Source organism: Synechococcus sp. R8-2 (genome assembly GCF_047461715.1).
GTDB lineage: Bacteria > Cyanobacteriota > Cyanobacteriia > Thermostichales > Thermostichaceae > Thermostichus.
This window is the reverse complement of the sequence record NZ_JANSHQ010000572.1, coordinates 1-5,732: the sequence shown is the minus strand read 5'-3', so window position 1 is coordinate 5,732 and position 5,732 is coordinate 1. Positions and strand designations below refer to the sequence as shown.

Genomic DNA, 5,732 nt, shown 5'->3' with positions numbered 1-5,732 from the left:
CTCCTGCGATTTCTAGCTGACGACAGAAGTCCAGCAGTTCCTCCAGGGTGGGCACAATGGATCCCAGTTGGGTGACATCATTGCCCAACATTTCCCCAAAGCCGCCCGGCTCCAGGAAATCTCGCTGCATATCGATGATCACCAGGGCCAACTGAGACAGGCTGGGAACTTCATACTCGTAGGGCAGGGCTGGGATCCGAAACATAGAGACCCCCAGTTGGGATCAATGCTGGGGCGGGGATCCTGCCTCAGCCAGGCCAATTTCCCTCAACCGCTGGGCCAAGTATTCTCCGGCAGTCAGGGAAGGGAACCGAGGGATCCCGCCGGTGCGGGCCACACAAGTCGGCAAGGGCGTGAGATCCACCTCTGGCCGCGGATGCACAAAGAAGGGAATGGAAAAGCGGCATTCTTGAGGGTTGTCGGGGTTGGTCACCCGATGGGTGGTGCTGCGCAACAGGCCATTGGTGAGGTTTTGCAGCATATCCCCGGCATCGACAATGATCTGACCAGGGAGGGCCGAAATGGGCAGCCAAGATCCATCTCGTTGCAGAAGCTCTAGACCTGGTGCGGTGGCTTCACACAAGAGGGTAATCAAGTTGATGTCTTCATGGGCTGCAGCTCGTAAACTCTGGGGAGGGGCTTCAGCAGGGATCGGCGGATAATGAATCACCCGCAAGAGATTGGCTCCTCCTTCCGCCGCTTTGGGCAGGTATTCGGCAGGCTCCCCCAGATACAGAGAGATTGCTTGCAACAGTCCCTGGGCACAGGTTTCCAATTGGGCGAACAGCTCTAGCATCACCCTGCGAAATTGGGGCACCTCCCGAGGCCAGATGTTGGCAGGAAGGTGGGGATCCCCTTCGCGCCCGATGTGCCAAAACTCTTTCATGTCAGGATAGGGATGATCTTTAGCGTGTTCTTTGCCAAAGGGGGTGTACCCTCGTTGCCCCAGCAGCGCCGGATCCTCATAGGCTCTCTTGGTTGGCTCTGGCAAAAGAAAAACGGCTTCTGCGGCTTCATAGGCTTCCCGGATCAATTCCGGCGATAGGCCATGGTTAACCAAGGCAAAAAAGCCAATCTGTTGCAGCGCTTCCCCCACCTGGCGGACAAACTGCTCCCGCTCACCTGACGTTCCGTTTTGAAAGGCGGCAAAATCGACAACCGGCAGAGTCTGGCGTTGGGGAGTGGTTACCACGGCAAAAGTCGTCTCCGGCGAAGAGTCAACGCTATTTCTAGGCAGCGGGCTTGGTGTCCTATGCTATCCTTCCTAAGAAGCCAAGGGGAGAGTTCTGAATCGAAGACGGTCTGTTCGGGGTTCATCTACAATATCTATCTACAATATCTAGAGTCTAAAGCTGCTCAGCTACTTGCCTTCCCACAAGATGCAGGTAGAATCCTGCCGGACAGCCTCTGTCCCTTTTGTCTGGAGATTGCACCTTGTAGTGGCCTGTGCCCTTTTTGGAAGGCTGTGATAAAGTCGATAGAAGCAAAGCTATGGATTGATTTTGCCTTGAGAGCAGTCTGAGCCCTGGGTAGGCGGAATGGAGCGAGTTGTTCTGTTGTTGCACTGGGTTAACTGGATAAAGCAGGGCAGGCTACTTCTCTCTTTTTTAGCTGATTAAAGTTTTTGTAAAGTTACGGATACCTGTTGCTTGTCAACCATAACCGCGCCTAGAATTGCCGAGGACTGATGTTTTCGGAGATAGTTTGCAGACACTGTTGATGTTGCTTTCCTTTTGCCTACTCTCAATCTGTTGACCTTTCGAGACCGACTGCTCTATGACAGACACTCATCCCTGTGCCCCCTGTATTGTGAATACGGGAACTTTGGTGAACAAGCGGGATATTTACCGACTCCTATCCGATTTGGCCCGTGTTCGCTACTTCGATATCGTCGATGGCTCAGTGCGGAAGCAAGGGGAAGGCTGCGTGGTGGATGTTTTTCAGGATCCCACTGCTGCCACACTGGTGGTAAACCGTAGCCTCTACTTAAATGTGAACAGCTTTGACTATGCCTGTCTGCGGGATCCCGCTTCCGAAGAAGAGATTGCCAACCTGGGCAAGGAGCAGCCGGGCGTGGTTATCGACTTGGTTCAGGACGGACGTATTCTGCGCTTGGTTCCCCTGGTGGAGCCGCGTTCGGATCCCGAGGAGCTCTTGGGGGATAACCAGGCGCTGCGGGCAGCGGTGGATGTTTTGGCTGCGGGCTGGGGCATAGAAGAGGAAAACTCTTCCGACTCCTCAGATTGAGAGATCCTGACCTGAAAATATAGACCTCCAAACCCATCTCTTCCTGGCCTTGAAGTTGACCGGTGCGGTGTGACGCAAATCATGCTCGGGAGGATGGTTGCAGCCGGTATGATCCAACTGGGCCGTGAGGCTCTTTGCGTTTGGGGGTGGTGTGAAGGTTTTTTCGGGGCAGCGACAGCTTCTGGGGAAAGTATGGGGTCTGCGTCTGCTTGGATCCCTGGTGGCTGTGCTTCTGGTACTGGCGCTCAAGGCCTGCGGGGGAAGTGGTGGCTCCTCTTCTGTGAGTGTCATTCCCACTCCCATTCCAACCGTCATTCCCACTTCTACTCCAACTGTCGTTCTCACCCCTACTCCGACTGTCGTTCCTACCTCTTTGCCCTTGCCGACGGCTGCCCCTGTTTCCCAGTTCACCATTGACGTTCGCTTTCCCGACAACAGTCTCACTCCTACCCAGCAGTCGATCATCCGCAGTGCTGCTCTGCGCTGGCAACAGCTCATCGTTGGCGACCAGCCGGATCTGCCCCCCACCACTATTCGGGCCGACGAATGCGATCGAGGGTTTCCCAGCACGCCACTCAATTTCCCCATCGACGATCTGTTGGTGGAGGTGCGGGCCAGAAATCTCGGCAACGAGCGAATTTTGGGGGGAGCTGCTCCCTGTTTTGTACGGGCCTCTAATGGTCTGCCTTTTTACTCCGTAGTTCTGTTTAACAGTCAAAATCTATCTGCCCTGGAAGAACGAGGGGATCTGCCCATTACCGCCCTGCACGAGTTGGGCCATGCCTTGGGCTTCTTGCCCATCGTCTGGGATCCCAAGGGGCTAACGGTGGGCTTGGTGGGACGGGATCAGCCTACGCCCCCTGGCTACGATCCCCGCTTCATCGGCCCCAGGGCAGTCAGCGCCTTCGCCACGCTGGGAGGAAACGCGCCCTCTGTTCCTTTAGAAAACGAGTTTGGGGAGGGATCCCGAGATTCCCATTGGCGGGAGAGCGTCTTGGGCCGCGAGCTGATGACCAGCCGCATCGACCGGGGGGTAGCCAACCCCTTAAGCATTCTCACCGTCGAAGCAATGGCAGATATCGGCTATGACGTGAACCCGGCAGCGGCGGATGGCTTTGCTTTGGGGCGCGGCAGGGGGGTCTCTCAACCTTTGGAGCTGCAAGAGCTGGAGTTGACCCTACCCCTACAGCGATTTGACGCCGAGGGCAGGCGGGTGGGGGATCCCTGAGAAAAAGAGCATATTTACTCATGGCCAAGATGCTGCTTCTTAACAATAATGAAGGTCGAGTTGTATAACTTCACAACTTCGACAATCTCTCACCTCATTTCTTTGCAATGAGCCATGGGTATCCTCAAGAAGCTTTTCGGCGGCCTGTTCTCCTTTTTCGGCATTCTCTTCGGCGGCTTGGTGGATTTTGTTACCGGGCCTTTTCGTTCTGCACCAGCTTCTCCCAGCTCTGCTCCTGCGGCTACAGCAACTGCTCCTGCCAACAAGCCCAAGGTGGTGGTGGAGAAGCCTTTTGTGCCCAATGAGATCTCGGCTCCGCGTCCTAACCGTCGCCCTGGCCCGGCTTTGGATGTGTTCCGGGCTATGGTTCAGGAGATCCCTTCGGCGCGGGCTTAGTCTGCCCATCTTCGGGAGCAGCTCGTAAGATGGAGGTGACACCGCTGGAGACTGCTCTCTATGTCCGATCTCTCTTTCTCAGAACAAGAACGGCTGAAACAGCTTGAGCGTGAACTGGAGCAGGCGGCTGCAGCCTCTCGGGAGTCGGGAACATCCGTTGCGTCTCAGGGGAAAAGTGCCGTCCGAGCTTGGGTTGAGACTTGGGGGCGTCCACTGGTGACGGTCTTCGCCATTCTGGGCTGTATTCTTCTGGTTGGGCTGTTCTTCCGGGTTTTCGGCACCGTTCTCAGGTGGGCAGTGGTGGCGGGGCTGGGCTATCTGCTCTATGCCTGGGTGGTGGCACCGCGGCTGGGCCTTCCCACCGGAGCTAAGTCGAAGCCAGAGGACAGCAATCTCGACAGCTTTTGATGCCTAGGGATCCCTGGCGAGCATATGCTTACCTGGCGGCGGCCATCTTGGGCTGGGCTACGGCTGCCAGCGCTTTTAAGTTTGGGTTGCAGCACCTGTCGCCGACGGTTCTGCTGATTTTTTCGGCCTTTAGCTCTTGCCTGATCCTGGGGATCGTTTTGGTGGTTACAGGGCGGGCAGGGTTCCTCGGCAAGCAGAAGGGATCCCAAGTCCGCCTATCGGCTCTTCAGGGGCTGCTCAACCCCTTCGGCTACTATGGGGTGTTGTTCCAGGCTTATGACCGTCTGTCGGCTCAGGCGGCGATGGCTCTGAATTACACTTGGCCGCTGGTGCTGGCTCTTCTGGCGGTGCCGCTGCTGGGAGAGCGCTTCCGTTGGCGGCTGGTGTTGGCCTTGGGGGTGAGCCTGCTGGGGGTGGTGCTGGTGGCTACGGGGGGATCCTGGGGCACCTTGCAGGCGGGGGATCCCTGGGGGGTGCTGCTGGCGGTGGGCAGCTCTGGAATCTGGGCGCTCTACTGGCTGCTCAATGTGCGGGATGGGCGAGATGCGGTGCTGAAGCTGTTTATGGGGTTTCTCTTCGGCAGCCTCTATGGCCTGCTACTGCTGCCGTTTCAGGAGGTCTCTTGGACAGTTGCGGGGCTGGGTTGGGCGGCTTACATTGGTCTGGCGGAGATGGGCCTGACTTTTGTATTTTGGCTGCGGGCTCTGGAGTTGGCGGGCCACCGGGGATCCCTGGCCAACTGGGTGTATGTGACGCCCTTTTTGTCGTTGGGGTTGATTGCGGTGCTGTTGGGCGAGAGGATTGCGCTGGGATCCGTGCTGGGCCTGGGTCTGATTTTGGCCAGCAATCTGTGGGGATCCCGTAGGGAAAAGTCCCCCGCAGATCCTGTTCTGTCTTGAGGTGGTCGCGATGAATCCCGTTCCTCTGTATGTGGCGGCAACAGCTCACGGGTTTGGGCACGTTACCCGTCTGGCGGCGGTCGTGAATGCTTTGCTGCGGCGGGATCCCCATGTTCTGCCCATCTTTGTTACGCCGGCTCCCCGCTGGCTCCTGGAGCGTTACGTGGAGGGGAAGTTTCTCCATCGGCCGCGGGCGTTGGATGTGGGGGTGGTGCAGCCGGATGGGCTGCAAGCGGATCTGCCGGCTACGTTGGCTGCCCTCAAGGCGTTTAAAGCCAGCGCTGCGGAGCTTGTTCGAGAAGAAGCGGATTTCATTCGAGCCCAGGGGGTGCCTTTGGTGTTGGCGGATGTGCCGCCCATTGCTGTAGCCATTGCCCAGGCTGCTGGGATCCCTTGCTGGATGGCCAGTAATTTTGGCTGGGATTTCATCTACCAAGAATACGGCCCTGAGTTTCAACCGTTTGTGGCCTGGGTTCGGGAGCTCTATGGGCAATGTGACCTTCTGTTTCGCCTGCCCTTTAGCGAGAGCATGGTCGCGTCAGCGGTGCGGAGCA

The 5,732-nt window shown here is 57.3% G+C and carries 6 protein-coding genes and 2 pseudogenes; 6 read left to right on the top strand and 2 right to left on the bottom strand.

Annotated elements, in window-relative coordinates; genetic code table 11:
• Both NW819_RS12595 and NW819_RS12590 read right to left on the bottom strand, forming a co-directional pair.
• Positions 1–205 (bottom strand): annotated as a pseudogene (locus NW819_RS12595) (cysteine hydrolase); the annotation flags it as partial.
• Positions 206–223: 18 nt separating this feature from the next.
• Complete coding sequence (locus tag NW819_RS12590) at positions 224–1,192, bottom strand: isopenicillin N synthase family dioxygenase (RefSeq protein ID WP_414413953.1); 969 nt, start codon at positions 1,190–1,192, stop codon at positions 224–226.
• Positions 1,193–1,776: 584 nt separating this feature from the next.
• Here NW819_RS12590 and NW819_RS12585 point away from each other — a divergent pair.
• The 6 genes and pseudogenes from NW819_RS12585 to NW819_RS12560 all read left to right on the top strand — a co-directional run.
• The gene (locus tag NW819_RS12585; RefSeq protein WP_414331929.1) at positions 1,777–2,247 is read left to right on the top strand and encodes a hypothetical protein; all 471 of its coding nucleotides are present in this window, start codon (positions 1,777–1,779) and stop codon (positions 2,245–2,247) included.
• 151 nt (positions 2,248–2,398) lie between these two features.
• Entirely contained in the window at positions 2,399–3,475 is a 1,077-nt protein-coding gene (locus tag NW819_RS12580; RefSeq protein ID WP_414413952.1) for a leishmanolysin-related zinc metalloendopeptidase, read from the top strand.
• Between the two features lie 114 nt (positions 3,476–3,589).
• Positions 3,590–3,871, top strand: coding sequence for a hypothetical protein (locus NW819_RS12575; protein ID WP_011432432.1), 282 nt, complete (start codon positions 3,590–3,592; stop codon positions 3,869–3,871).
• A 60-nt stretch (positions 3,872–3,931) separates the two neighbouring features.
• Complete coding sequence (locus NW819_RS12570) at positions 3,932–4,279, top strand: hypothetical protein (protein WP_414413951.1); 348 nt, start codon at positions 3,932–3,934, stop codon at positions 4,277–4,279.
• Positions 4,279–5,178, top strand: a complete 900-nt coding sequence (locus NW819_RS12565) for a DMT family transporter (protein ID WP_414413950.1) — start codon at positions 4,279–4,281, stop codon at positions 5,176–5,178. Before NW819_RS12570 ends, NW819_RS12565 begins: the two co-directional genes overlap by 1 nt.
• Before the next feature lie 10 nt (positions 5,179–5,188).
• Positions 5,189–5,732: pseudogene (locus NW819_RS12560) on the top strand (glycosyl transferase); the annotation flags it as partial.